The 25,942-nt window shown below is 55.3% G+C and carries 24 protein-coding genes and 2 pseudogenes; 17 read left to right on the forward strand and 9 right to left on the reverse strand.

Features of this window, described 5'->3' with window-relative positions; translation table 11 throughout:
- Nucleotides 1-497 precede the first annotated feature (497 nt).
- Nucleotides 498-1,197, forward strand: a pseudogene (locus ACR0K5_RS13850) (AAA family ATPase).
- Nucleotides 1,187-2,146 carry a plasmid partitioning protein RepB gene (gene repB, locus ACR0K5_RS13855; RefSeq protein ID WP_480630236.1) on the forward strand — a complete coding sequence of 320 codons (960 nt, stop codon included), beginning with the start codon at nt 1,187-1,189 and terminating at the stop codon, nt 2,144-2,146. The pseudogene ACR0K5_RS13850 and the gene repB overlap by 11 nt, the downstream one beginning before the upstream one ends.
- A 979-nt stretch (nt 2,147-3,125) precedes the next feature.
- On the opposite strand, the gene ACR0K5_RS13860 is transcribed toward repB, so the two are convergent.
- The 5 genes from ACR0K5_RS13860 to ACR0K5_RS13880 all read right to left on the reverse strand — a co-directional run bounded on the left by ACR0K5_RS13860 (nt 3,126) and on the right by ACR0K5_RS13880 (nt 6,075).
- Nucleotides 3,126-3,671 carry a 3'-5' exonuclease gene (locus tag ACR0K5_RS13860; RefSeq protein WP_480630237.1) on the reverse strand — a complete coding sequence of 182 codons (546 nt, stop codon included), beginning with the start codon at nt 3,669-3,671 and terminating at the stop codon, nt 3,126-3,128.
- 82 nt (nt 3,672-3,753) lie between these two features.
- Nucleotides 3,754-4,797 carry a hypothetical protein gene (locus tag ACR0K5_RS13865; RefSeq protein WP_480630238.1) on the reverse strand — a complete coding sequence of 348 codons (1,044 nt, stop codon included), beginning with the start codon at nt 4,795-4,797 and terminating at the stop codon, nt 3,754-3,756.
- 265 nt (nt 4,798-5,062) lie between these two features.
- Complete coding sequence (locus ACR0K5_RS13870; protein WP_480630239.1) at nt 5,063-5,422, reverse strand: hypothetical protein; 360 nt, start codon at nt 5,420-5,422, stop codon at nt 5,063-5,065.
- Entirely contained in the window at nt 5,419-5,745 is a 327-nt protein-coding gene (locus tag ACR0K5_RS13875; protein WP_480630240.1) for a hypothetical protein, read from the reverse strand. Before ACR0K5_RS13875 ends, ACR0K5_RS13870 begins: the two co-directional genes overlap by 4 nt.
- Before the next feature lie 81 nt (nt 5,746-5,826).
- Nucleotides 5,827-6,075, reverse strand: coding sequence for a hypothetical protein (locus ACR0K5_RS13880; RefSeq protein ID WP_480630241.1), 249 nt, complete (start codon nt 6,073-6,075; stop codon nt 5,827-5,829).
- Between the two features lie 176 nt (nt 6,076-6,251).
- On the opposite strand from ACR0K5_RS13880, the gene ACR0K5_RS13885 reads away from it, so the two are divergent.
- From ACR0K5_RS13885 to ACR0K5_RS13950, 14 genes are all read left to right on the forward strand, one after another.
- Nucleotides 6,252-7,541 (forward strand): type IV secretory system conjugative DNA transfer family protein, encoded by a 1,290-nt coding sequence (locus ACR0K5_RS13885; RefSeq protein WP_480630242.1) that lies wholly within the window; start codon nt 6,252-6,254, stop codon nt 7,539-7,541.
- A complete protein-coding gene (locus ACR0K5_RS13890; protein WP_480630243.1) occupies nt 7,538-8,029 on the forward strand; it encodes a hypothetical protein in 492 nt (163 codons plus the stop codon). The genes ACR0K5_RS13885 and ACR0K5_RS13890 overlap by 4 nt, the downstream gene beginning before the upstream one ends.
- Before the next feature lie 216 nt (nt 8,030-8,245).
- Entirely contained in the window at nt 8,246-8,851 is a 606-nt protein-coding gene (locus ACR0K5_RS13895; protein ID WP_480630244.1) for a hypothetical protein, read from the forward strand.
- Nucleotides 8,852-9,129: 278 nt separating this feature from the next.
- Nucleotides 9,130-9,816, forward strand: coding sequence for a hypothetical protein (locus ACR0K5_RS13900; protein WP_480630245.1), 687 nt, complete (start codon nt 9,130-9,132; stop codon nt 9,814-9,816).
- Nucleotides 9,817-10,829: 1,013 nt separating this feature from the next.
- Nucleotides 10,830-12,110, forward strand: coding sequence for an ABC transporter substrate-binding protein (locus ACR0K5_RS13905; RefSeq protein WP_480630246.1), 1,281 nt, complete (start codon nt 10,830-10,832; stop codon nt 12,108-12,110).
- A 160-nt stretch (nt 12,111-12,270) separates the two neighbouring features.
- On the forward strand, nt 12,271-13,071 hold the full coding sequence (locus ACR0K5_RS13910) for a sugar phosphate isomerase/epimerase family protein (RefSeq protein WP_480630247.1): 801 nt from the start codon (nt 12,271-12,273) through the stop codon (nt 13,069-13,071).
- Complete coding sequence (locus tag ACR0K5_RS13915) at nt 13,068-13,856, forward strand: 6-phosphogluconolactonase (RefSeq protein WP_480630248.1); 789 nt, start codon at nt 13,068-13,070, stop codon at nt 13,854-13,856. Before ACR0K5_RS13910 ends, ACR0K5_RS13915 begins: the two co-directional genes overlap by 4 nt.
- Before the next feature lies 1 nt (nt 13,857).
- Complete coding sequence (locus ACR0K5_RS13920) at nt 13,858-14,793, forward strand: ROK family protein (RefSeq protein ID WP_480630249.1); 936 nt, start codon at nt 13,858-13,860, stop codon at nt 14,791-14,793.
- Nucleotides 14,790-15,854 (forward strand): ABC transporter ATP-binding protein, encoded by a 1,065-nt coding sequence (locus ACR0K5_RS13925; RefSeq protein WP_480630250.1) that lies wholly within the window; start codon nt 14,790-14,792, stop codon nt 15,852-15,854. Before ACR0K5_RS13920 ends, ACR0K5_RS13925 begins: the two co-directional genes overlap by 4 nt.
- Nucleotides 15,854-16,795, forward strand: coding sequence for a carbohydrate ABC transporter permease (locus ACR0K5_RS13930; RefSeq protein WP_480630251.1), 942 nt, complete (start codon nt 15,854-15,856; stop codon nt 16,793-16,795). Before ACR0K5_RS13925 ends, ACR0K5_RS13930 begins: the two co-directional genes overlap by 1 nt.
- Nucleotide 16,796: 1 nt before the next feature.
- Nucleotides 16,797-17,636 carry a carbohydrate ABC transporter permease gene (locus ACR0K5_RS13935; protein ID WP_480630252.1) on the forward strand — a complete coding sequence of 280 codons (840 nt, stop codon included), beginning with the start codon at nt 16,797-16,799 and terminating at the stop codon, nt 17,634-17,636.
- A gap of 24 nt (nt 17,637-17,660) precedes the next feature.
- Entirely contained in the window at nt 17,661-18,740 is a 1,080-nt protein-coding gene (locus ACR0K5_RS13940) for a Gfo/Idh/MocA family protein (RefSeq protein WP_480630253.1), read from the forward strand.
- 31 nt (nt 18,741-18,771) lie between these two features.
- A complete protein-coding gene (locus ACR0K5_RS13945) occupies nt 18,772-19,326 on the forward strand; it encodes a TetR/AcrR family transcriptional regulator (RefSeq protein WP_480630254.1) in 555 nt (184 codons plus the stop codon).
- A gap of 21 nt (nt 19,327-19,347) precedes the next feature.
- Entirely contained in the window at nt 19,348-20,199 is an 852-nt protein-coding gene (locus tag ACR0K5_RS13950; RefSeq protein WP_480630255.1) for a cupin domain-containing protein, read from the forward strand.
- Between the two features lie 270 nt (nt 20,200-20,469).
- Here the strand turns inward: ACR0K5_RS13950 and ACR0K5_RS13955 are convergent, their stop codons facing one another.
- The 4 genes from ACR0K5_RS13955 to ACR0K5_RS13970 all read right to left on the reverse strand — a co-directional run bounded on the left by ACR0K5_RS13955 (nt 20,470) and on the right by ACR0K5_RS13970 (nt 25,207).
- Nucleotides 20,470-21,252, reverse strand: a complete 783-nt coding sequence (locus ACR0K5_RS13955; RefSeq protein ID WP_480630256.1) for a hypothetical protein — start codon at nt 21,250-21,252, stop codon at nt 20,470-20,472.
- A 112-nt stretch (nt 21,253-21,364) separates the two neighbouring features.
- Nucleotides 21,365-22,372 carry a HupE/UreJ family protein gene (locus ACR0K5_RS13960; protein WP_480630257.1) on the reverse strand — a complete coding sequence of 336 codons (1,008 nt, stop codon included), beginning with the start codon at nt 22,370-22,372 and terminating at the stop codon, nt 21,365-21,367.
- Entirely contained in the window at nt 22,372-23,214 is an 843-nt protein-coding gene (locus ACR0K5_RS13965; protein ID WP_480630258.1) for a peptidyl-prolyl cis-trans isomerase, read from the reverse strand. Before ACR0K5_RS13965 ends, ACR0K5_RS13960 begins: the two co-directional genes overlap by 1 nt.
- Nucleotides 23,215-23,293: 79 nt before the next feature.
- Nucleotides 23,294-25,207 carry a DUF3604 domain-containing protein gene (locus ACR0K5_RS13970; protein WP_480630259.1) on the reverse strand — a complete coding sequence of 638 codons (1,914 nt, stop codon included), beginning with the start codon at nt 25,205-25,207 and terminating at the stop codon, nt 23,294-23,296.
- A 479-nt stretch (nt 25,208-25,686) separates the two neighbouring features.
- Here ACR0K5_RS13970 and ACR0K5_RS13975 point away from each other — a divergent pair.
- Nucleotides 25,687-25,942, forward strand: a pseudogene (locus ACR0K5_RS13975) (transposase); the annotation flags it as partial.

The following is a 25,942-nucleotide window of genomic DNA, read 5'->3' on the forward strand; positions in this document are numbered from 1 at the left end:
ATCTTGTCCTGCGCTGAACCAGGAGTCTTCGCTTCAAAGTTAAAGACCAATATAGTGACCTTTCATGCGAATTTGTCCATCTAAGGCCAATATAATGTCACTTGAAGTCACATGAAACCCTCGGTTCCAACCCGTACACACCTCTACCCGGCTGATGATTCACGAACGTCTGTTTCAATCCTTGCCTCGAGGCTATAACTGACACTTCACGAGATTTTCCATCGGTTCGGGAAGTCGCGATAAATGTCATTAATTTTCACAGGCTTTTAGGGATAATTGTCATAAGCACTCGTTCCTCTACTAAATAACGTAGGTCCTGCGGTATCTCGCCTTTGAAGAAATAATTGCAAAAAACCTCTCCTTGCGGAAAGAACGATAAAAACAGCTTTGGCGAAATACAGCGTTACTGAAAGAGAGCAGACGTAGCTGAACCGATCCGCATCAATCAGTGTGTTCGTGAGAGCACTGAGAATCTGACTGCGGCTTTGGAAAGTTATATGATGACAGTTTTCGCGCCGGACGCGTGCAAGGAGCTTCGGTTGTTCAGTGCCGAAGAAGCCGCCGGTCTGTTGGGTATCTCACCCAGCTTTCTGCGGAAACTGCATTTCGACAGCCGAGTTTCCGATGTACATACCACGCCGGGTGGTAGGCGCCGCTATTCCGCCGAAGACCTGCCGGCCATTCGGGAAGAACTGGAGTCGACCGCAAAGACAACCGGGACCCACCTAAAAGACCGCCAGCCTGGAGACAAGGTACAGGTTCTGTCCTTCTTCAACTTCAAAGGCGGGTCGGGCAAGATGACCAGTGTGAACCACACGGCACTGAGTCTGGCGTTGAAAGGTTATCGGGTTATGACCGTTGTTATCGACCCGTAGGCATCATTGATCACACTGTTTGGCTATCGCCCCAAAAACGATTTTCTGCGGTTTTTAGTCAATCGCTATGAACCCAGAGACGGCCCCCCAGCAACAGGTTGTCGCCTTCCTGCGGCAGCTGTTCGAAAACGAGGTCGTGGTTGCGCCGACGCTGAAATCCACCGCGATTTCCGATGCCGGGCTGACTCAGCAGACGGTTTACGAGGTCGAACGCTGCCAGGTTCACCGCAACTCCTACGACCGCGCGGTGGACTCATTGAATTTTATCAACGACGAGATCGAGTCATTGCTTCAACATGCATGGGGCGCTGATGACACGTAAAGATATTCTGACGACCAACCTGAACCATTCCGGTGGGGCGGTAAGACCCGAAAAGCCTCGGGTGATGCCGCGCGGCGCGGTTGGTGTCATGCAGTCTTCCCTGTCGAAGCTGCAGGAAAACGTGGTGCAAGAGATTGACTGCGCCCTGATCGACGATGCCGGGCTGCAAGACCGGTTGGGGGTGAACAGCGAGGCACAGCGACAACTGGTCGAAAGCCTGCGTGCCTACGGGCAACAGGTTCCGATCCTGCTGCGCCCTCGCGCAAAGGAACCGGGCCGGTTCGAAATCGTCTATGGCCGCCGCCGTCTGATGGCTTTGAAAGAACTTGGTCAGCCAGTCAAAGCCATGGTCCGGCAACTGGACGACCACGCGCTGGTTCTGGCGCAGGGGCAGGAAAACACCTCGCGCCAGGATCTGTCCTTTATCGAAAAAGTCAGCTTTGCCGCTCAATTGAAAGAGGCCGATTATGACCGTGAGACCATCGCGGCGGCCCTGTCGATCGACCAACCGATGGTGACGCGCCTGCTCAAGGTTGGGACAGCGTTCCCCCTGTCTTTCCTACGCCAGATCGGGTCTGCGCCCAAAATTGGCCGCGACCGCTGGATGACGCTGGCTGAGGACCTGAAAGACACGGCCGCCGCCAGTCGCGCCAACACCTTCATGAACCGCCCCGGTTTTCTGACGCTAGACTCGGATCAGCGGTTTGAGGCGGTCCTGAAACACGTGCAGAAGAAACCGCCCGCCAGCAAATCCGCCGTAGCCAAGCCACGCACTTTGCGTGACGCCTCAGGCAAGGCCCTGGCCGATGTTCGACTGACAAATCGCGGTGTGACCCTGAACATTCCGTCTCGCACGGCAGATGGCTTTGACGCCTGGTTCGAAACCAACGCCGAAGCCCTGCTAACCGAATTTCACGACCGCTGGAAGAACGAACGGTCGGAAGACTAAGACCAAAGCAGAAGCAACCACAGGAGGCACGGACAGACCGCAAAAAACCCCCTAGGACAGATGACCCTGGAAGGCTCTTTCAATCTTAGCACCTCCGAGATCGCCCCTCCAAATCGGTTCTGTCAACTCTGTGCGCCGCGCAGGGCAGGGCAGGGCAGGGGGGGCGAGCTGGCTTTCGGCTTTGACCTGGGAATTAGAGGGCACAGCCGACCAAAACACAGGTAACGCGGTCCAGCAGCCTGAATAGCGAGCCATTCAATCGAGCGACCCTGACAGTCAAAATGAGCGGCACATACAGGATTCATTTGAATCTAAAATTGATTTCTGAAGAAGAGCCCTCTGACCCGAAAATTTCGGCTGACAAAGAAACGATGACGCCAATCTTCATATCGTTCTCGCTGCCTGTACCGGGTTTCAGGACTACTACCCCAGACCCATCACGGGATGGGCAGAGTCGGTAACAGTTGCTGAGAAACTGTCGCCCATAATCGGGATTGATCCTCGGGCCTTCTACGAAGCGTGAGGCCGCATGGGAGCCGCAGAATCAACCGGCCTTTGCATCCTTGAATGTCTGCAAGACATCCGAAGCCTAGGCGCCTATCTGTGCAAGCTGACGCAAAAAGCGCAGGCAGGCACAGTATTATGAATGCCCATGCTGAAAGCCTTGCAAGGCAATGGGAAATTGTCAGCTGACAACTTAAAAAATAATGTAAAAACAATGACTTGAGTCATTTTAGAGGTCGGCAAAGTGATGGGGCTCGAAATTCAAGCGCCTTTGAGGTTGCTATGAATTGGATTTCAATAACTTACCAATTGCATCACGGCATTCCCCACGTAGGGGCGGGTGTCGATCTTTGTGTTCCGAGCAAAACGACCCGTGGCCAAAAGCAAACCCGCACGACCGGATGCCACAAGCATGAGATTGATCTGGACCGCTGCCCTTTCAGCGAGCTCCGACAGTTCTTTCCTCAATTTCAAGTTACCTTGTTTGCTGATCTGTACTACGCCCGGCCAAATAAGCAGTCGCCAATCGGGCTGCATCCTCTGCCGCGCGATGCGGTACAGGGTGTTGATCGAGGCTTGCGTAAACGTTTTCATGTTGCGAGCGAGCAGGAAGCATCGTCGCGATGAACTGATCAAAATCCATCAGCGTAATCGAGTGCTTGGGCGGGGCCGTACTCAACAGGCGAGCGAGCCAGCGTCGCTCGAATTCCGGGGCGTCCGTTATGCCCACGCCTTGTACGGTTTGATCGAACCAACGCGCAACCTCTTCAGCTTGGTGCCCCTTGGCAGTCAGTTCGCTTTTAGAAATACCATGCACGGCTTCGCTCTCGGTGGACCAGTCGGACATATCCCAGGACCGGTGTGGCCGGATTAACCGGCCTTCGCTGACAACGTCTTCGCCTTCGATCCACGCCAGCCCGATCTCTATCGGCCAGCTGTAGGGTGAGAGCGAACTTGCTTCGAAATCAATGAAGTAAAAGCCATCCCCCACAATACGATCGATCAGGGTTTCTCTATCCATGTCTACGCCCAATTCTGAGTTTTTAAGGTACTGCCTCGGCTCTGGGGCCGGGGCAAAATTTCTATATCGGCTGGTTGGAAAGCTACGACGCAAATGCCAGTTTCAATCGCTCCGGCAGGAGGTCGATTACCGAGACATTCTCTTGGACATAGCTTTGAGCGCGGTTCAAATCCGTGGGGTTTTCAAGAAATTCAACCGGTAGCGTTTTCACAAAATTCTGGAACACGTCCCCGGAAGGATAGACGATGTGGCGCTTCTGATCTCCGGTGGTGCGATCCAGTAGGATAAAGTCAAAGTTGTCGCTGGTTGAAAGGTTGATAAACCCAGCGCCTCCAAGGCTTTTCGGATCAATGAATTGTTCAAAAACAGATGCGGTTGAACTGCCCAGTCCAACCACCCACAGCAGAAAGCTCAGAGGCCCAAAGGGTGTGGCGCTGTGTCCGGTTACGATTTCGATCGACAAGCTAGGCACTGTTGCCCAAGCCGCTGCCTGATCCGGGTCGGCAAAGCACGCAACAGCGGTTTTTGGATTGCCGTCCTCATAGACTTCAACCAACTGGACACCTGCGGTTTCTGCAGTTGGTCCGCATGAGGTAGATGCAGGTTCCAGCATTCCTGTATTTCGAAGTGTATCGATGACGGGGCTGTCTGGATGGATGAGCCCGTCTTGCACGTCTGCTGAAAAGGCTTGCGCTGCCAGAAGCAAACCAAGTTGCGCTTGGGCAAAATGGGTGTCACCGTCGGCCGTACTGCAGGTCTGACTGCCCAGCATTCTGAACCCGTACTTGGCCGGCGTCTGGGCATCACTGCCATTTCCCCGATAAACAATGCAGGACAACAAATCATGACCCGTGGACAGCGCGTGTTCCAGAGTACGTGTTCCACCGATCAGGCTAAGTACCGCGGTGACCAGAGCGTTCTCATTGTCGCCCGTCGACCCCGGGCTTGGCATTCCGCGCAATTCGTCCCAACGATCACTGCATAGAAGCGGACCGGCCTGTGCGACCAAGGCGTCGGCATCAGACGTGCCGAGGATTTTCTTGGTGTGAATGAGTTGATCGCGATCAATGGCAAAGGAGAACCAATCTGTGTCTCCGACGCAGCAAATATAGAATGGGTTGAGCATGTTAACCTTTCTTGGTGATAACTGGAGTGTCCTGAAGAGTGGCCGGGTGAAAACTGCTCTTGTGGACGGGTGCTATTGTCTTAAAGTTGAGCCTACAAATTGAATTTCTCTTTATGGAAGAGGTTTCCTGTTGTCATGTGTTCTGGGGCAACAGAAGCTTCGTAGGTCCATTTCTCTCTTTGGATTGTTTCTTACCCGCACAGCTGACAGCGAAACGGGGTTGAGCGTGTTGGGTTGGAAAACCGGGGCTGGACAGCGTTGCAGGTTACCATTCTTCCGGCAGCAAGAAGGTTAGGGTAAAGTTCTTGTAGGACGTGTCGACTGGGGTAATTTTGAACATGATGTCGGTCCCGTCGAACGGTATAACGCCAATTTCATGCAAACCGTCCGGGTCCCAATCCGGGTCCCAATCGTCAAATGTCATGAACTCAAACATAAGGCCCCAAAAGCCGTCACCGACTGCTTCCGCAGCGCCTGCTGTTAGGAAGATTGGATTTTCAGTACCGTCACCGAACGCGCAATCCATCCGCAGTTGGTCAAGTGTCTGTCTGTCGAGGGGCAATGGAACTCTCTTTCTTTGTTCGTGGTGGTTGTCCTGAAGTGCGCTGCCGCCTTTTCCATTCATGAAGTTGCTGCGCCCCCTCCATTTCTGCGCTCAAGAAACTGCACGTCGCCCTCGATCAAATCACCGTTTCCATCAAGGATTTTGTGGGCACGTGACCGGGCTTCGTCTGCTCGGGTTAGATCGTCGACAATTTGCATCAAACGCTCACGATCGATGAGTGTCATCTGACGCGCATAGGCGCCGCCTTTGGCGCGCGCGGCGTATGCCTCCATCTTTGCAAGCGCGGCCTCGATGTTTGCGGCTGCGGCTTGGCGGCCTGGAGTGGATGGTTTTGATCGAATATCGGCGAGAGTTGCCATCATGCTGGCGCGGCGATCGGTCATGACAGGGTTCTTTCTCTTCAGGTAAATGATTGAAGTCACCGCATTTATTGCGATGACCAGTCTGATTGGAATTCCCCAATTTCAGGTTTTGCTGGACCCTGCGGCAATGAGTGCCCAGAGAATGGAGGTCGGCCAGATGAGGAAGACGCCCAGACCGCCGGTGAACGGTACGATGGCGAAACTGGCCAGAATCATGATGATACCGCCGCCAACCGATGCGTAGAGCAGGCCAAGCGGGCCAAACAAAAAAGCCAGAAAGAAGGCGGCGGCAACACTCTTGGAGGTTGTCTGAGTTGCAGGGGGCGGAGTGTTGCGATCGATGTCGGTCATTTCTGTCTCCTTGTTTTGACGTCTGACGTAACCGAAGTCGCCGCTCTCCCAATCCCATGACAGTTTTTCAGGATTTTTTTCGATCTGAACAATTTTCCAGTTTGTTGCGATCTGCCTGTCATGCCTGGTGACACCTTGCCACTTCGGAAATGACGACACTTCAACAGGAGACCAGAATGACTGTTTCTTACGCTATTCCGATAGGGCGAGTGCTTTCCGAGACTGCGATCAAGCCAGGCTTTGGGGCGTCTGTGTCCGACACACCATCTGCGACAGTGATTGAAGACCAAAGTGATGCTGGTTTGGTCACCATTGCCGGGACGGGGACAGGGAAAGGGGTCTCACAGGTCATACCGACGGCCCTGACATATCCCGGTTCAATGGTAATCCTGGACTTGAAAGGAGAGATCGCCGCTGTAAGTGCCCGCCGACGGCGCGAAATGGGCCAAGAAGTGGTGATCCTTGATCCGTTTGGTGCCGCGTCTGATGCTATGAACCCCATGGAGTTTGTAGACCCCGCGTCGGCTGACGCCTACGACCAATGCAGACGTCTGGCCAGGATGATCAACAAGGGAACGAGCCTCGCCGATGATCCGTTTTGGGACGACATGGCCGAGACCATTGTAACCGGCAGCCTGCTGTTTTTGGCAACGCATATTCGGCGTCGGGATCGTTCTTTGTCACTGCTATACCGTATGTGGGGGATGGCGGATCACCTCGAAGAGATGTTGGCTTGTATGCAGACCTGCGGCCTGCATGGTGGTGCAATGATCGCCGCGGCGAAGGCGTATACCGATGCGCCGGATCGGACAGCGGCATCTTTGCTCACAACGCTGCGCAATCACGTGGGCTTTTTGTCCTCCAAACGTGTGCAAAGTGGTTTGTCGGGTGGGTGGGGGTTGCTCGGGAGAGTTCGCGAAAACCATCCCATGACCATCTATCTGCGCATTCCACCCCATTTACTGCGAAGTCACGGGCAGATGCTAAGATTGTGGCTGGGAACCATCCTGACGACAGTTGCGGAACGCGCCGTCAAGCCATCGGTACCTGACCTTTTTCTGGTCGATGAAGCCGCCACCTTGGGTTATTTTGATGAACTGCTTACGGCGGCCTCTTTGCTGCGGGGCTATGGTCTGAAAACCTGGACCTTCTGGCAAAGCATCGGGCAAATCGAAGCGATTTACGGGCACCGCGCCTCTGAAATTATCGACAATGCCGGAACACTCTCAATGTTTGGCGCATCCAACGCGGCCAGCGCCAGAAACCTTGAACAGCTCACCGGTTACCAGGGTCAGATACTTGGGATGCCCATGGGCGAGCAGGTGTTGTGCCGTCAGGGCCGCGAACCTGTTCGGGCTCGTAAACTGAATTATCTGACGGAAGCAGCCTATCGCGGACACTACGATCAGAATCCGTTTTATAGTAAAACGCCTTGCGCAGCGCGCGGTCTTGAGGTGGCGGAATGACACGCGTTGTTTTTAATCGGGAACGCCTTGTCCGGCTGGCTCGCGACATACGCGCGCGGTTCGACGATGAAGACGGTTTTGATCTTTCTGAAATGCCGACGAGCTTGCATACGCGGCAGTATGATGCGCGAGAGCGGAAGTGGGCGGCGGGGAAACTACTGCAACCCCTCGAAGCAGAAGAGTTTACCGACCATGAGCAGCTCGAAATCTGCCGTCAGGCGTGGGAATATGCGATTCACGATATTCGTGCCGCATCTGAAAGCCGTTCGGATCGTATTCAACGCATCGCACGGCAGTTCTACCAAACATCTACATTTGTTCAGAGTTGCTGGAATCTGAGGTGCGAAACGGAACCGGAAGAGTCGTACCACACCATAGATGCGATTTACGATCATGCATCTGATTGTGAGACTGAAGACGATCTGTCGGTCCCGTTTTCTTTCAGCGATATCCCGGAAGACAATAATCCCGCTGACATCCCCCAATGAAACCAATCCATCAAGCGGCTTTCGTCGGCTGATCTGAGCGTTTTCGTTGCGGTGAAACCCTTGTGTCGGTCATTGCCCGCCCAACATACGCCACTCGCCCTGTAGCCTCTCGGAACCTCCCTTGGGCGAGAGGTCCCTCGAGCCTACAGGGCGAGTGGCTGGTGGTCAACCCCAGCTTGGATCTCTCCAACTTCCCTAAACCTTGAGGAGAATTCCATGCTGAACCAGCTGGGGTCGCGCACTTCCTGTGTGCTCGTTGTTTTTGCGCCTGAAGTCAAAATCACGTTGGACGCGCTGAAAAAAGCAATCTACGGGGGTATAAAGAACTCTCCTCTGATTGAGGCGACACCAGAGCAGCGGGAAGAGATATTTTCTGAGACCTGCTACCGGCTTGTGAACTACTTTGCAAAGGGGAATCGTCCGCGCCACAGTGTCAGTTCGATCGCTTATGTGATTGCTCGCCGCGCTGCCGCCGATGCCTGTCGGCGGCGCGACAAATACGAAACTTTGCGAAAGACGAGTGTTGAGAATGCGGATACGGAACTGCGCGCGGGCTTCGACACCCCTGTCGAAACCGGCGAAGATCACCTTGTCAGGGCCTCTGAGGTTGCCACCCGTGAACGTCTGTTGAAGACCGCAGTGACCCGTTTAACCGCTGCCGATCGCAATAGGCTGGTTGCAATGCTCGCGCGTTCTGAACCTCTGAGCCGGGACACGGCAGCAGCACTCAGAGTTGCGAATGCCACAGCGCAGGCTGAGAAACGAGCCCGCGACCGGCTACGCAATTCTGTCAATAAAGCGCGGTTTGAGCTGGAGCCCTAGCCGGTATGTGACCGGTGTGCTCTTCAGAGCGGTACGCCTGGCCGGGCGCAGACCCGGCCAATAAACGGGGGCAGCATTGCCGCTATGCTGGTACGGCCAGGATCCTGGTTTCTTGCGCGGTGCTGACCGTCAGATCCCGATGTGACATCGAAGGCGAGGCGTATTCTAAACCTTAGTCCCGCACCGCCATAGTTTTTTCAATTTTTGCTGTCATCGCCCGCTCTGTGCGGCGACTTCGTACTGAGCCGTTAAGACCCATTCTTCACAGGAGGCTGAATATGGAATCCATGAGCACAACTTTGAAACGTATTTTTGCACATGCCTACGATGTGCTCAGCCCCTCTGATTTCGTAGGAGCGCGCTATTCGCGTAGTAATTCAGGTAATTCAACCGATGTATATTTTGATATCGTTTCTGTTCAGGAAAACACATACGCACCCGATGGCTCGGTAATGGCCACTGTACAAAGCGTGTCGGCCGGTTCAAAAATTGATCGGCCATTTCCGGGTCATGAGCATTTTGCAGAAGTTATTTGGGATGATCCGGATTTGCAGCTCAGAATTGACGCCGCAGACAAGGAATGCGACGAGCGCGAACTGCGACTTAAGCAAAAAGCGATTAAACAGCGTGATGCACGGGAAAAAAGGCAGGCCGTTGCGTCGTTACGTACCCTGATCGACGGTTATCCTGTCGCTGATGAAACGCCCGTGAACTGGAGCAAGATCATTCAGGTTCTCGATATCGTCTTTGATGAGCTGGTAGAGCATGAGGCGGGTTCCTGCGGATTTGTCTCGCAGCAAATTGAGCGTGAGGCAGCATACGGAACGCGCATTATCCTGTCGTCCAAACAGCAAAAATGGCTTCATGATCTTTGCCTTCGCGTTATTGAGCGAAACAGTGATTCAGTTCAAAATGTGCAAAGCCACGATTGCCCGCCCAGCAACTGTCTTTCTCAGGCGCTTTGAGCGGCTTTGCCGCACAGTCGCGCGTCGTCGGCATACAGCCCATCGCAAGCTGTCAAACCTTGCGCATACACGTGCTGCATTACACGAGGTAGGCTCATAGCCGGCGGTTTTAGTGATCGTTCGGCCCGAAAAAAGCCCCGAAGAGTGTCAAGTGCGGTTCTATGCGATGCGCGTTACCCAAACACTCTTTGGCGAAGGGTGTTTGAGTAGAGAGTGGGTTTGAATCGGGTCTGCTGGTGGCCAATGTCTGGTTGACTACTCAACCAGCAAGGAAGAGGCAGAAGCGGCGTTTAAGAAACTCACGGCTCAAAAACTCAAAAACGTCGCCGCGGCTATTGGCAGTGCTAAAGCTTCTCTGTTTTTGATGCGTTCTTCTAGGGTATCGCAGCGTCAGTTTGTTTTGCAGCCGGGTCGAGTAAAACCTCTTCGCGACAAGGACGAATACGTCTGATCCGACTACCCTCCACGAAACGCGCTGACCTTGATGTAGCTGGCTATCGAGCAAAAGGGTTCGATCCTCAAACGCGAAAAGGGTAGGGGTGTTCCAAGCTATTCGTTGAATAGGTGCGTTCCATCACAGCAACACGTTTGCCCTGAGCGATGAAGCTAGGTCGTGTTGACAAAAGGGATGCACATTGGCGGGTCGGCATGATTCAAGCTGGTATCTGCGATCGAGAACGGGTTGGCACGAGACCTGATCACCGACGAAGAATTGACGTTCTTTGCGGGCGACCGAAGCCTTCCGGGCAATCAGAAAAGGCCGCTTCGCGAACAACCCAAGCGGTGTTCGGAACGAAATGGCTGCTACTTCGAACTTTTTTCCGAAAGCCACTTGAAGAAGGGTAGGACCTTCTTCCTGCAGCCGGATCACCTAATGCAACAGTGTCGTTTCAGGCGAGGGCGCTTTGCCGGTCAAACGGAGGATTTTGATTCTTAACTATACCGTCCAGACGGTATAGTTAAGAATCAACTTGGCAGAGGAGGCGCCAAGTTTCAGCAAGGGAGGAACTCAGATGAGACCAGAGGCGAGGCACTTTCTGTGGGGGGTCACCGGAGCTTTTGCCCTGACCGCCGGCGGCACCGCTGTATCGGCGGCCGAAGTATCGATATTCTGCAGCTCCGCGGGCACAGAGCTTGAGCTCTGTGAAACTGCGTCCAAAGCATGGGCTGAAGAAACAGGCAATTCGGTCAAGATCAACAAGATGCCAGCCAGCTGGGGCGAAGCGCTACCGCTCTACCAGCAACTTTTGGCTGGAAAATCCGGTGATATTGACCTGATGACGCTGGACAATATTTGGGTTGGCGCGCTCGCGCCGCACCTTCTGAATCTTCGCGAACACGTCCCCGCCGAAGAGCTGGACCAACACTTTGCATCCGCGCTTGATGATGCAACGATCAACGGCGAATTGTTGGCCATGCCCTGGTACATCGACGCAGGGATGATGTTCTATCGAAAGGATCTGCTGGAGAAACACGGCAAACCGATACCGACGACCTGGCAGGAACTGACGGAGACCGCTGAGTTCATTCAGAATGCTGAGCGCGAAGATGGAAATCCAGACATGTGGGGTTACGTCTGGCAGGGTCGCGCCTATGAGGGGTTGACCTGCGATGCCCTTGAATTGGTTGCATCCTTTGGTGGCGGCACCTTCGTTTCGCCGGATGGTGAAATTACTGTCAACAACCCTAAGGCCATCGAGGCGCTAGACCTTGCGGCATCCTGGGTCGGCACCATCAGTCCCGAAGGTGTTCTGAACTATGACGAGGAAGCGTCGCGTGGCGTGTTCGAAACCGGAAATGCCGTGTTCCACAGGAATTGGAGTTATGTCTGGGGCACCTCGCAGGAAGACGGTGCGTTGCTGCAAGGCAAAGTCGGCGTAATGGCGCTGCCGGTTGGCGCTGAGGGGGAAAAATCCAGTGGTTGCTACGGCGCAGGTATGCTGGGTGTATCAAAATACTCGAAAGACCCCGAGGCCGCGACGAGCCTTGCGGTTTACCTGACCAATGCGCGTGAGCAGAAGCGACGTGCACTGGAAGCCTATAGCCCAACGGTCGAAGCGCTCTATCAGGACGAGGAAATTCTCGAAGCCTATCCTTTCCTAAAAGATGCGGAACAGGCTTATTCGGAAAGCGCCTCGCGGCCATCGCAGGTAACCGGCGCGTCGTACAACCGCTCTTCTCAGCGGATCTTTAATGCCGTCCACAATATTCTGAGCGGTAAGGTGACGGCAGCCGAAGGCGTTGAACAGGCCGAAAGCGACTTGGAACGCATCAAGTCACGCGGCTGGAGATAGACTCTCCCGGAAGGTGCTCTGGCCACGCTCCCGATGGCCGGGGCGCCTTCAAAAACTGTTGTTTGTAGATCAGGTAGGAATAGCGATGAAATTTGCGATTGCTCCATGCTGTTGGGGGGTCTACTGGCCCAAAGGCAATGCATTGACCTGGGAAACGTATTTGTCGAAGATCCATGAAGCGGGATATCGGCAAACCGAGCTGGGTCCCTTTGGGTTTGGCCCAACCAAAGCGAGTGACCTGAAACTGTCCGTTGAGGCAATGGATATCGAGATCGTCGCCGCAGCACATGTGCATACCCTTGCCGATATAGCGACATTGGAAAAACTGCGTCAGCAGACCGCTATAATCTGCGAACTGATTTCTGCCTGCGGTGCGTCGCAATTCATTTTGATGGATGAATCCGAGTTTTATCCGAAAGACGCAATGGGGGTTGTAACTGCGGAACAATGGAAAAACGTTGTTACTCAGGTCAATGAAGCCGCTCAGATTGCCCGCGACCATCAGCTTGAGTTTTCGTTCCATCCGCATGTTGGGACCTGTATTGAAACGGAACAGCAGATCGAAAAACTGCTGAATGAAACCGATCCGGATCTGGTGAAACTGTGTCTGGATACGGGGCATCACGCCTACTGGAATGCCGACCCGGTTGCGTTCTTTAACAAACACCGTAGCCGCATTTCCGCCATTCACCTGAAGAACGTTGATCCGGATGTTCTCGCCCGTGTTCACGCGGAAAACATCCACTGCGACACTGCGTTTGAAATCGGCGTAATGACCGATCTGGACAAAGGAAGTGTCAACATCGGAGCGTTCGTCGACGTGCTGAAACAGACTGACTTCCAGGGCCCTGTTGTCGTTGAGCAGGACCTGTCGGACGAGAATCCCCGTAGCCCTGAAGAGATCGCCAGATCAAACTTGGCGTTCCTGACCACGCCGCAATCTGCGGAGGCAAAGCTGTGACTGCCGCCGTATTCACATATGACACGTCCGGGATGGCCGGTGAAGCGATTGCAGATCGTGTCCTCTCGCTTTTGGAAGCCAAGGGGCAAGGCAAGCCATTTTTGCTTGGGTGCCCGGGTGGGCGTAGCCCGAAACCCGTTTACAGTGCGTTGGCTGACAAGGCGGCCCGACAGGGGTTGGACCTGTCAAACCTAACCATTGTTATGATGGACGAGTACGTTCTCGGTTCTGATGGCGATCAGAGGCTACCGGACCGGGCCGCGCATTTTTCCTGCCGCGGTTTCGGGGAACGGGACATCCTGGGGCTCATAAATGCCAACCTTCCGGCATCGCATCAGATACCGTCAAAGAACCTTTGGTTGCCTGATCTTTCCAAACCGTTGGGGTATGACCAGAAGATCGCCGAAGCGGGCGGGGTGGATTACTTCATCCTCGCATCCGGCGCTGGCGACGGGCACATTGCATTCAATCCTCCGGGGGCGGAGCGAGCCAGCCGGACGCGGGTAGTACGCCTTGCTCGTCAAACCCAGATCGACAATCTCAGGACGTTTCCGGAATTTCGCGGCGTCGACGACGTGCCCGAACACGGTTTGACCGTTGGCATCGGAACGATTGCCGACCAATCTCATGAGGTTGGAATGATTATCTGGGGTGCTGACAAAGCGGACGCTTTTAAGCGGATCACCCAGGCCACAGCCTATGATCCAAGCTGGCCCGCCACAATAACCAGCGTCTGTAGGCGTGCCTCAATTTATGCTGATCGCGCCGCAGCGGGGAGCGTGTAGTATGGCGCTTGATTATGGCAAAGAGCAAAATGGCGTCAGCATCGGTATCGATATTGGTGGCACCAAAATGTTGGGGTGCCTTTTCGACGGAGACATGCGGGCTCCGGTCAAGTCTATCACCTGGCCAACGGCCCGGCGCGAGGGCGGACAGGCGGTTCTGGATCAGGCGTCTGAACTTGCCCGAACACTTTGCTCTGAGACAGACCAGAAAGTACAATACCTTGGGGTGGCTGTACCGGAACTTGTCGACAACAACGGCCAGCCCGCATCTGATTGGAATTTCGATTGGCGGGGTCTGGAACCTGCGTCCGCATTCGATCTGGGACTACCTGTTCGTATTGTAAGCGATGTTCGCGCAGCGGCTTTCGCCGAAAGCCGTCTGTCCAGGCTGGCAGATGCCGATCCGTTTTTGTACGTCACTTTGTCCACGGGCATCGCACATACCCTCGTGATCGACGGAAAGCCGTATTCCGGAGCCAACGGTTATGCCCTTCATTTTGCCGGCACCGATCTGCTGACCCAATGCGACACGTGCAAAACCCTGTCGCCGTTTAATCTGGAGCTTTTTGCCGGAGGCCGGGCGCTGGGCGAACGGTATGCTGAGTTGAAAGGTAATCCGGATCTTTCGGCCCGGGACCTGTTCGAAGCCAGCCAATATGACGATGGTGCCCGAGAATTGGTCGATGAGGTCATAGATTCCCTCTCATCCTATCTCGGTCAGTTGATCAATACTCTTGATCCTGCCGCGATGGTGATCGGTGGAGGCATGGGTACTCGTACAGATGTTTTTGACCGCCTTTCCGAGCGGACGAGAGATTTTATCTGGGCGGAAAGCGCGCGTAATCTGCCCATCGCCGCCAGCAATCTCGAAGGCAACGCTGCTGCAATTGGCGCTGTCTTTCTGGCCGAACTTCAAGAAAAGGATGTTAGCAAATGACCTCTTTGACGCTCAGGCAAATCCGGAAGAAATTCGGTGGTGTCGACGTTATCAAAGGCGTTGATCTGGATGTCCGCCCTGGTGAATTCATTGTGTTTGTCGGTCCATCGGGCTCCGGTAAATCAACCTTGTTGCGGATGATCGCTGGTCTTGAAGAAATCAATGGCGGCGATCTTGCAATAGGCGAAGATCGTGTAAATGACGTGCCACCGTCGAAACGCGGCATCGCGATGGTTTTTCAATCCTATGCGCTTTACCCCCATTTCAACATAGAGCGAAACCTTGGATTTGCGCTTGAAACCGCTGGAATGGAAAAGGGTGAAATTCAGACGCGGGTGCATCGCGCAGCCAAAATTTTACAGATTGAACACTTGTTGAAACGCAAACCAAGCCAGCTTTCGGGGGGGCAGCAACAGCGGGTCGCAATCGGGCGTGCCGTGGTTCGCAGTCAGAAACTGTTTCTGTTTGATGAGCCGCTTTCCAATCTGGATGCCGACCTTCGGATGGAGATGCGTGTTGAAATTGCCAAACTGCACGAACGGCTTGATGCGACCACAATCTATGTGACTCACGATCAGATGGAGGCGATGACACTCGCGGACCGTATCGTCGTGCTCAAGGAAGGTCAGGTCGCTCAGGTCGGGTCACCGATGGAGCTCTATTCCTTTCCTGCCAACAAGTTTGTTGCCGGCTTTATCGGATCGCCCAGAATGAACTTTCTGTCCGCCGCAATGGACGGCACACAGATCACGGTCGCTGGTCAAAGCCGCGAGTTTCCGATCGAGCATCGAGGCAATGTCAATTTCGGAATTCGTCCGGAATCCGTTGTGTTTGGATCCGCGGATATCAACTTTGGCGCCAAGGTAGTACTTGTCGAGCCTTTGGGCGGAGAAGCACTGGTCCACCTCCAACTTCTTGACGGCCAAAAGCTCGTGGCGCGCTACACCGGAATTCCGGATTTTGCAGAGGACGAAACAATCACAGTCGGGGCCGACTTTGCCAACTCTTATGTTTTCAGCGCTGACGACGCATCGATCTGGCCGAAGCGGGAGCTGGGCTGATGGCGGCGACCGAGCATATTTCCGCAGAACCCGCCCTGGCCGATGATGCCCCAAGCGTGCTTGCCCGCAAGAAAACCCGGACGGCCTGGCTTTTCCTGTTGCCCAGTCTGGTCGTGCTGTCCGCCGTCGCCCTCTGGCCACTTGTCCGGACGATCTATTTCTCTTTCACGGATGCCATTCTCACACTTCCGGGTGATTACTCGCTGGTCGGTCTCGACAACTACTATGCTCTTGCGACGGACGCCTTGTGGTGGAAATCGGTCAGCAATACGCTGATATTCACCAGTGTTTCCGTCACGATTGAAACCGCGCTGGGGCTGGCGATTGCGTTGCTGCTGTCGTCGCACCTACGCGGACGTGGCCTGATGCGGGCGATCATTCTTATCCCCTGGTCCATCCCTGTCGTCGTTAGTGCCCGCATGTGGCAATGGATGCTGCACGACCAGTTTGGCGTTATCAACAACATCCTGATCAATCTTGGTTTGATCGAGCGCGGGATCGCATGGACTGCCAAGGCAAGCCTTGCCATGCCCGTTATCATTGCCGTGGACGTGTGGATTACGACCCCCTTCATGGTCTTGCTGATCCTGGCTGCGCTGACAATGCTGCCTCGCAACCTTTATGAAGTGGCCGCCGTCGATGGTGTTCCCGCGTGGAAGCAATTCACCTCGATCACTTTGCCGCTGGTCGGGCCGGGCATTGCGGTGGCAGCACTCTTCCGGATGCTCGATGCACTTCGGATGTTCGATCTGGCCTATGTTCTGTCAGCAAACAGTGACGACACCAAAACGGTATCGATCTATGCGCGCGAAACTTTGGTGAACTTTCAGGAAATGGGATACGGCTCGGCCGCCTCGACAGCGGTGTTTTTCCTGCTGGCGTTCATCACGGTCGTTTATCTGACCATCTTCCGCGTCAACCGTAAAACCATGGGGGCCTGAGATGGTAAGAGGAAAAGGTACAAAGCGCGCCCGAACAATCGCGATTTACGTTCTGTTTGGCGTTGTGGCACTCTACACCCTGTTTCCATTCTACTGGATGATCGCATCCGCGCTGAAATCCAGTCAGGCTCTGTTCGATTCCAGCTTTTTGCCGGATTTCGACCTGACCAATTTCAAAATCATGCTGGAAGACAAAGTCTTTGTCGGGTCGATCCTGAACTCGTTCATCGTGGCCACATCGGTCGTCTTTATCTCACTGGGGCTGGCTATTGGAGCGGCCTACGCTTTGGCCCGCATTAGTTTTCGCGGCCGCAGCACCATCATGATGACAGTCCTCGCGGTTTCGATGTTCCCTCAGGTCGCGTTGCTGTCCGGTCTGTTTGAACTGATTACCTGGCTGGGGCTGTACAATCATATCGGCTCATTGATCGTAGCCTACATGATCTTCACGCTGCCGTTCAACATCTGGGTATTGACGGCCTTCATGCGCAACCTTCCGAAAGAGGTTGAAGAAGCGGCGATCATGGACGGCTGTTCACCGCTGCGGATTCTTACGCACATTTTCCTGCCGATGATGGTCCCGGCCATGATCTCTACCGGCCTGCTGGCGTTCATCGCCGCATGGAACGAGTTCATGTTCGCGTTGACTTTCATCCTAACGGACGAAAACCGGACGGTACCGGTCGCCATCGCCCTGATCTCTGGAGACAGTCGCTTCGAGACACCGTTTGGCGCGATCATGGCGGCGTCGACGATTGTTACCGTCCCGCTGGTTATACTCGCCCTCATCTTCCAGAAGCGCATCATGGCTGGCCTGACAGCCGGTGCGGTAAAAGGCTGACCCTCGATCTCATCGGAGAAAAATATGACAGACCCCATTCGCGTCGGTATCCTCGGGCTTGGTGAAGTAAGTCAGTTGATGCACTTGCCGATCCTGGCGGATAACAACCACAAATACACCATCGCGGGCGTCTTTGACGTCTCGCAAAGCGCAATCAGCAACGCCTGCGCGCGCTACCCCACCGCCAGAGCTTTCGAGAGCGCCGAAGCACTGATCGCCGACCAGGATATCGACGCTGTTTTCATTCTGACGCCGGACAACACGCATGGCCGCCTTCTGGAATTGTCGCTGAAAGCCGACAAGCACATCTTTTTGGAAAAGCCTGCGTGCCTGACTGTAGACGAGATCGACGCGGCAGCGCCGTTGGCGGAGCAGAGCGACAAGACACTCTTTGTCGCTTACATGCGCCGCTACTCGCGGCCGTTTACCAAGGCGAAGGACCTGATGCCGGACACTTCTGAAATCCGCACTGTTCGGGTTCGCGATCTGATTGCCGAAGGCCCGTTTTTCATCGGCCAATCGAGAAGGATTCACTATTCCAGCGACGTCGATCCCGAGATCATCGCACAGGGACGGATCGAAACAGACGCCCTGTTAGGCACAGTTGTCGGTGAGGACGCACCGGAGGGTTTGAAACGCGCATATCAGGTGCTGACCGGACTATCGTCGCATTCGCTGTCGGCAATGCGCGAGTTGATTGGCCTGCCGAAACGCGTGATCTCCGCCAACTGGCGGCAGGGCGGTGAATCGATCGTGGTGGTGTTTGATTACGGTCCTTTCCTGGCGGTTTATGAGGCCATGATCGACAACATTGCCCGCTTTGAAGCGCGGATCGACGTGCTGTCTGACCGCCAGCACCTCGAGGTCAGCTATGACACACCCTACATCCGAAACCTACCGACCCAACTGAAAGTGGTCACGTCTGATGACGACGAAACCAGAACCACGCTGCACGGTCCGGATTTCCTTGACCCGTTTCAGGTTGAGCTTGACGTATTCCACGGACATGTGACCGAAGGCACGACGCCCAAGACCTCTCTGTCAGATTCACGCGAAGACCTTGTTCTGCTGGCTCAGATTGCCGAAGCAATGAATCGCAGCTAGGGAAGGTTGCTTTCAATCCAGGGAGATAAATGTGGGACGCAAACCGAACGCCAGAACTCTTATTCTGAATACCGCCGAAGACATCGTTGCGAAGAACGGTGTCAGCAGCCTGACATTCGACAAGGTTGCAGAGGTGTCCGGCCTCAGCAAAGGCGGCATTCTCTATCACTTTTCCAGCAAGAATGAGCTGATCAAGGCGATGGTCGAGCAGTTCGTGTCCAGGTTCGAAAACGGTATCGACGAACTGAAAGAAGCTGACGACATGGAAAAGGGCCGTTTTTCAAGGGCCTATCTGCGCGCGACCTTTGGCGAAGCGGCGACGACCGGCGCAGATTTCGATCGGCTCGGCGCCCCGATCACGACTGCGCTGTCATCTTTCCCGGATTATCTCGAGATCGTGCGGCAACAGAACATCCGGTGCCAGCACGGCGTTGAAAACGACGGGCTGGATCCGGTTCTGGCAACCATTATCCGGTTGGCCGCCGAAGGCATGTGGCTGGCCGAAGCATTCGACGTAATGAAGCTGAATTCGCAAATGAAACGCGATGTGATCGAAAGGCTCATCGCCATGACGACTGGCGATTAATTCGCCTGAAATGGAGTAAATATGGGTTACAAAGCCTCACCACGACCAACCTTTGATCAACCGAGCAAGATCGCCTACGAAGATGTCACCCGGCACCTGTGGGGCGAACCGGACGCTGGTCAGGTTGATGACTGGATCTATGCCTCAACCGACAAAATCCACCAACTGCTCTTCGGGCTGGCACCCGGCGGGAAATTTACCCACAGCGAGAGCTTTCGCACGATTTTCGGTGCCGACGAGTTGATGTATGTCATCAGTGGGACCTTTGGCCTTGCTAACCCTCAAACTGGCGAGTTTCACGTCGCCAAACCCGGCGATACGCTGTTCTTCCGTGCCGGAACCTGGCACCACGGCTTCAATCTCGGGCACGATCAGGTTCGAATCCTGGAGTATTTTTCGCCACCCCCGTCGCAGGGAACGTCAGGCCCCTATGCACGAACAAAACCATTTCTGGAGCCAGCAGACAGCCGTTATTGCCAGGACAAGTGGCTGGGAAACTGGCCCATGGGTCTTGAGGCGCAAAAGGCAGAGCGTACCATCATCCCGGTTTCACCAGCGGACGCCATTTGGACGCTGGACGCGGAAAGCCACGGGGCCTTCACGCGCATATTCTGCTCGACCGAACATCTGACCTCCGGCGAGACGACAGTACTGCCGGGTCACAGAACGGTAATGGAGACACATAAGGGTGACGAGTGTCTATACGTGACAGAGGGCATCCTGAATGTCTATGCGCCCGGCGCAGACGGGCAAGTATGGTTTGAACTGAAGCCCGGAGACGGCTTTTTTGTTCCTGAAGGGTTCGAGCATCAATACCACAATACCAGCGCCACCCCGGCGAAGTTTGTGTTTGGCGTCGCGCCTGAACTTTGATCGGAGATTTGGAACCCGGCGAAACATGACTTTCGGTTCGGGTTCCATCGAAATTTCTGGGCCGTTACGTTTTTGTTGGGTTCAGGTGAGTGTTCTTTTGAATGAAGGGGTGTGTCGCAAATCTGTCTGATCGACACAAAACTTTGCAACGAAACCAGCTCTGGTTGTTGAGCACAGTTGGCGACACATCCTGCCAGATTTCAACTGGGCCTATTCTTGTATTTTCTATGGCTCCCATCACGTAGAATGGATCAGCGGAAAGGGGCGGCCCTATTTGGGCACCAGCAGTTTGGCGATGAATCCGATCGTGTCCTTGGGGCCTGTTCCGGTGTCATAAAAATTGCGTTCATAGCTCAGCTGCCACTGCACCGGTCGTTCGCTGATATAGGTCAGTTTCGAGAGTTTCACGCCAACCGGCAGCGTTACGAACTCGCCCCGATCCCAGTCATAAGTGAAAGTCATGTCCGAGGCGCCGACCGACCAGTTGTTTCCCAGCGAGTATTCCACAATCGGTTGCAGCGTCGATATATTGACGTCGGGGCGCGATGCGTCACCGCCCACCGTAAAGATGTTCTGGTTGAACGCGCCGATCAGACCCCATTCCGGCTGTGCGACAAATCCAATCGCAGGCCCGAGCCCCCATTTCTCGGCGCTGAACCCGTCGGCACCAGTGGGGAGCAGGGCCACCAGACCGATACCATATCGCCCCCAGTTTTTATCGAAGGTGGTCAGGTTAAAGAGCGTGGCATCGCTGAACCCCGAGTCCCCGGCCGCGTTCCGGGTCACATAGGGCAGCGTCAGTCGGGCAATGTTGTTCGTGCCGCCCAACTGGTAGGGTATGGCGGCTCTGAACTGGGTAATATTCTGTGACCCGGAAATGTTGTGCAGGTTGGGCGAATAAAAGTCCTGAACCAGAAAGGCCATCAGCGACGCGGTTGGATCACTCGCCTCGCTTTCCAGCGATTGATCCGCCAACGCAGGAGCCGAGCAACATATGGCCAGAGCGGTCGCTGTTCTGCGCATCGTGCCAAAGGCATGAGATGTTGTTACCATTACCTGAATTTCCTTTTGAGCCGCTTACTATGAGCGAAACACATGACCCACGATCAGACACTTTTATGACAAGCTGCGTCCGGTTGGAAGCGACCATTTGCCAGCGTGTAGGTCAGAATGACATCACCCGTTCGACAAACCAGAATGTCGCCACGGACCCGACCGCGTAACCCAGCGCAGTGTTAAACGGACTGCCCGGCATCTGCCACTGCCGCGCGACGATGGGGATCGCGCGTCGAATAAGCCCGACCACCAGAAGAACGACACCGACAAAGGCAAGCTGACCAGCCTCGACACCCACGTTGAAGGCCAAGAGCGCTGTGCCGATATCCTGCTGCGGCAGACCGATGTCACGCAGGGCACCCGCAAATCCCAGCCCGTGCAAGAGCCCGAAGGCGAACGAGATCAACCAGGGCGCACGCTCGGAAAGGCGTTCATTTCCGCCGTGAGATTTCAGAATTTCTACAGCCATGAAGATGATCGACAGGGCAATCACCGCCTCGACCGGCGGGCCGGGGACGGATATATGCCCCAGTGTCGCCAGCGCCAGCGTGATGGAATGGGCAATTGTAAAAGCGGTAATCGCGCCGACCAGACGCCAGATATTGCGGATCAGCATAAGCAGCGCGAAAACGAACAGCAGATGATCCCAGCCTTCCAGAATATGGTCAAAGCCAAGGGTGGCGTAGCTGCTGAAAACACCAAGCGCAGACGGCTCTGCCGGTACGATATGGCTGGTCTGGTCCGGCGTAAGGCGTAACGTAACCGGAGTTCGTTCCAATGCCTGAAGTCTCAGAAGAACGTCCGTGCGCTGCGCCGAAAGGCCGGGAACTTCGATCATTCCACCCACCAGACCGCCGGGGCAATCGGATACCCAAGAAGAAATCCAGGCGGCACCATCGTAATTCGGTGCCGGTCCGGCGGCGGGTGTGCAGGTGTCGGGCAGGGTCACGTCGATGGCCATCGGGGCACCTGCCACATCCGGTTTGCGCCAGAATATCTGCCAGCTGTCCGGTGTCAGTTGCCGGACATCCAGATAACCGGGTTCGAGCGCATGACCCAGTGCCGCAACGCCCGACAGGCACATAAACAGAACGGCAAGGAAGAAACGGCGCAGCATTATTGCGACACTCTTTCTGCCAGTTGACCGGGGGTGAGGGCAGTGATGTCGTATCTCGATTTAAGCTCTTCGAACTGGGCGCGGGACAATTCGGATTTCAAGTCGCGTCGCCAGTCGAAAAGAACGTCATCGCGAATGTCTTCGAGCGGAGGAAGAGCAGCGTTCTGCCGGGCCTCAACGCGGACCAGATGCAACCCGTATCCCGAGCGCACCGGACCGGCCCACTGGTTAAGGGACAATTCGCTCAGTGCATCAGAAAATCCGCGCCCGAATGTGCCGTCGACCTGTTGGGACGATGTCAGAGGCAATGCAGCGGGCAGCAGGCTGGCTACGCCGTATATTGCCGGATCTGCACCATCATTCAGAGCGTCTGCCGCAGCCTCGATTTTCGCCGGATCGGTATCCGCACCGAACCCAATCTGCCGGAACGCAATCTTGCCTTGCGGCATAAATCGGTCTTTGTTCTCGGCCAGATGGTCGTGCAACACCTGGTCGTCCGGCTCGACCGACTGCGCCAGCGATGTGGTCAGAAAGTCCATCTTCTGCGCCAGCCGGTTGCGCACGATACTGTCGCCGCGATCCAGCCCCAGCGCCCGGGCTTCGCGGACCAGAACCTCCTCGCGCAGCAGATTATCCTGAAGCATGGTTAGTTCATCTGCAGTCGGCTGGCGTTGTCGCGTCGCCTGGAATTGTCCGATCAATCGGTCAACGTCTTGCTCGTCAATGACAATCTGGTCCTCACTGTCTGGTGTGTCACTGCCGGGATTCAGAAAGGCGAACCATCCAAACACCACGATGCCCACAAGCATAAAATGGAACAGAGGTTCTCTGTAAAACGTCATGGCAAACCATCTTTCGGTCAGTTAATCGCTGTCGAACCCAACTAGTTGCCGGTCGCACCGGCCCCCCCCCCGATTTGGTTCAGCCCGGCGTATACCAGATCGGCGAAGTATAGGCACGATCCTGAACAAACGAGGGTACGTCCTCGGGGACTTCGGCACGAAACAGTTTGGCGTCGTAGGTGGTCCAGCGCGGTGTCGGAATTTCGATCACGCGAACATAGTAGAACGCGTTCTGCGCGGGATCGAATGCGGGATCCTGCCAATGCGCCGCCAGAACCGGTTCGCCGATCGCGTTGCTATAGCTGGCATTTTCCACGTCGACCGTATTTCCAACCGGCGCGTCGCAACGGTTGTTCGCATCAATGCCGCGATTGTTGGAACAGGCGACGTCGAAAACGGCCTCGTGAGTTTTGCCGTCCTGATCGAGCCAGCCTTTGATTACCTGCACCCGATCCAGATTGGCCCCTTCGGGGTCACGCAGCGCCCGGATCAACAGTGTCGGCGCATCATCGCCCTGCGCCGCACTCATATCGCCGCCCATCGGAACGCCATTTGCATAGCCATGTGCGGCAAAATCCGGACGGGCGAGATCTTCCTCGGCGAATCCGTAACCGGCAAACACGCGCACACGCAGGCGGGTTCCGGTGGTCGCAAAAACTTCGCGACGCTTCATGGCGTCCCAGATCGCCTCGCGGGTGTTTTCGCGGGCCCAGACAGCGGCGAGACCCGAGGCCGCGCTATAGGCGGCGGTGATGTCATCTGACGGATCGTCCGGCGTAAGCGCCCCGGTGATCGCCTCTTCCATGCGGATCGGATCGTCTGTGGGTTCCAGAACGGTAACCTTGCCAAAGAAATTGTCTTCGGCCGCCGTCGAAAGACCGGTGTGGCTGTCGGTCGAACCGAGCATTCCGAACTTGAACGGGTTCACGCCCAGATCCTGCTTGTAGGCTAGGCCGCGTTTCAGGGCCTCGCGGGCGTATTCCCGCGGCAACATGTCCGGGGTCTTGAGCTGTGGGCCGAAACTGCCCTTATCCCAGGTTTCGAAATCCGCAAATTCATCTTCGGGTGACAGAAGCGGGTGCGCTTCGCCGTCGCCCTTGATCTGGGTCACCTCATAAATGGGCTCCCACCGCTGACGGCGGGTGGCGTAATCGGCACTGAGCGGCTTGCCTGAAAGTGTGACATCGTCAAACATCAGACCGTTCGAGAGATTGCCGTTATGCGCCAGCGCCAACACTTTTCCGCCGGTGCGTTCTTCATATGCCTGCAACCAGTTCCAAAGATCTTCGGGATCCTCGGTGTCGTAAGCCGACAGTGGCACGATCTGGTCTGCCCGGTCCTTGCCATCGCGGAAGATCACGTTGCGGTGCAGGTTGTTGCCGTCCGGCCCCGAGGTCCATTCATAACCGATGAAGGCGGTGAACGCGCCGGGATTGTTGTGACGCTCGGCTGCTTCGGTGGTGTTCTGCCAATAGGTCTCCATCAGGCCGGTGCCGGCCATCGGATCGGTGGCGCCGGGGCTGTTGACGGTGCCGAACCAGATGCCATAGGCCTCAAGCACAGCGTCCATTGTGCCAGGCTCGGCAGCCTTGACGATCGAGCGGCTCCATTCGTTGGCCTCCATGACCGGGTCATTCGTCGCCATCGCCACTGGCAAGCCCAGATTTTCCGCGTGGTCTGAAACGACCAGCCAGTCGAGCGGCCGGCTCAGACGACCGGGTACACCCAGCGACGAAACCACGGTCTCGCCTTTGGCGAAACGATAGGCATCATCCGGGGTCAGGGTCGCCAGAGCCAGACCCGCGTCGGCGGAATAGGCCGTATGAAGGTGTGTGTCCCCGAACAGGACCTGATTGGGAAAATCCTGATCAAGGTAAGGTGAATAGGTGGCGCTCGCCTCAGGGATTGGGATGATACTTCCCTGTTCCTGTGCATATAGCGGTGATGCCGTTGTAAGAATTGTAAGAGAGCCGAGTAATCCAAACCGTCGCATGGGAGCTCCTAATATTTGGCCTGATTTTTTACGGGAACGCCAAGAATGGCTCGATTTGGGCCGCCGCACACCCTTTTTGTCAAATTACGCTTTGATGTTAGATAGATGCAAGGGCTTCGTCGCAGAGTCTTGAGCCTGACCGTTTTGAAGTGAAGCGCTCGTGTTAATGGCATCGCGGAGTTCGAACGAGATCGCCACTGCCTCCTCCTGTCTTATCCGAGCGAGCGCGATCAGAACCGCGGTCGGAGCGACAGTCGGAAGAAGAATTGGCGACAGAACCGCCAAGATTTTGGTCCAACGCCCAACAGAGCCCAATTTCGCGGCCATGCTTACGCTTCTCAGAGTTTTCTAAAATTATTTTTTTAAACCATTACCGAAATCCACCATCGCGTCAGCAAAGTGCAATGTCACTCTAGGCTCAGGACTCATTGATTTCCGCTTAACCTCGTGTTTCACGGGGCTCAAAACGAGCGGTGAACATGTCTGACCTTTTCTGGTTGAGTGAGACGCAGATGGCGCGATTTGACCCCTTCTTTCCCAAGTCACACGGCAAACCACGGGTCGATGACCGACGCGCATTGAGTGGGATTATATTCATCAGTCGCAATGGCTTGCGCTGGCGCGACGCGCCCGCTGCCTACGGCCCCGCACAAGACGCATTACAACCGCTGGAAACGGTGGAGTGACAAGGGCGTCTTCGCCCGGATGATGGCGGGTCTGGCTGCCGAACACGGC

The organism is Ruegeria sp. AB9 (assembly GCF_056542585.1).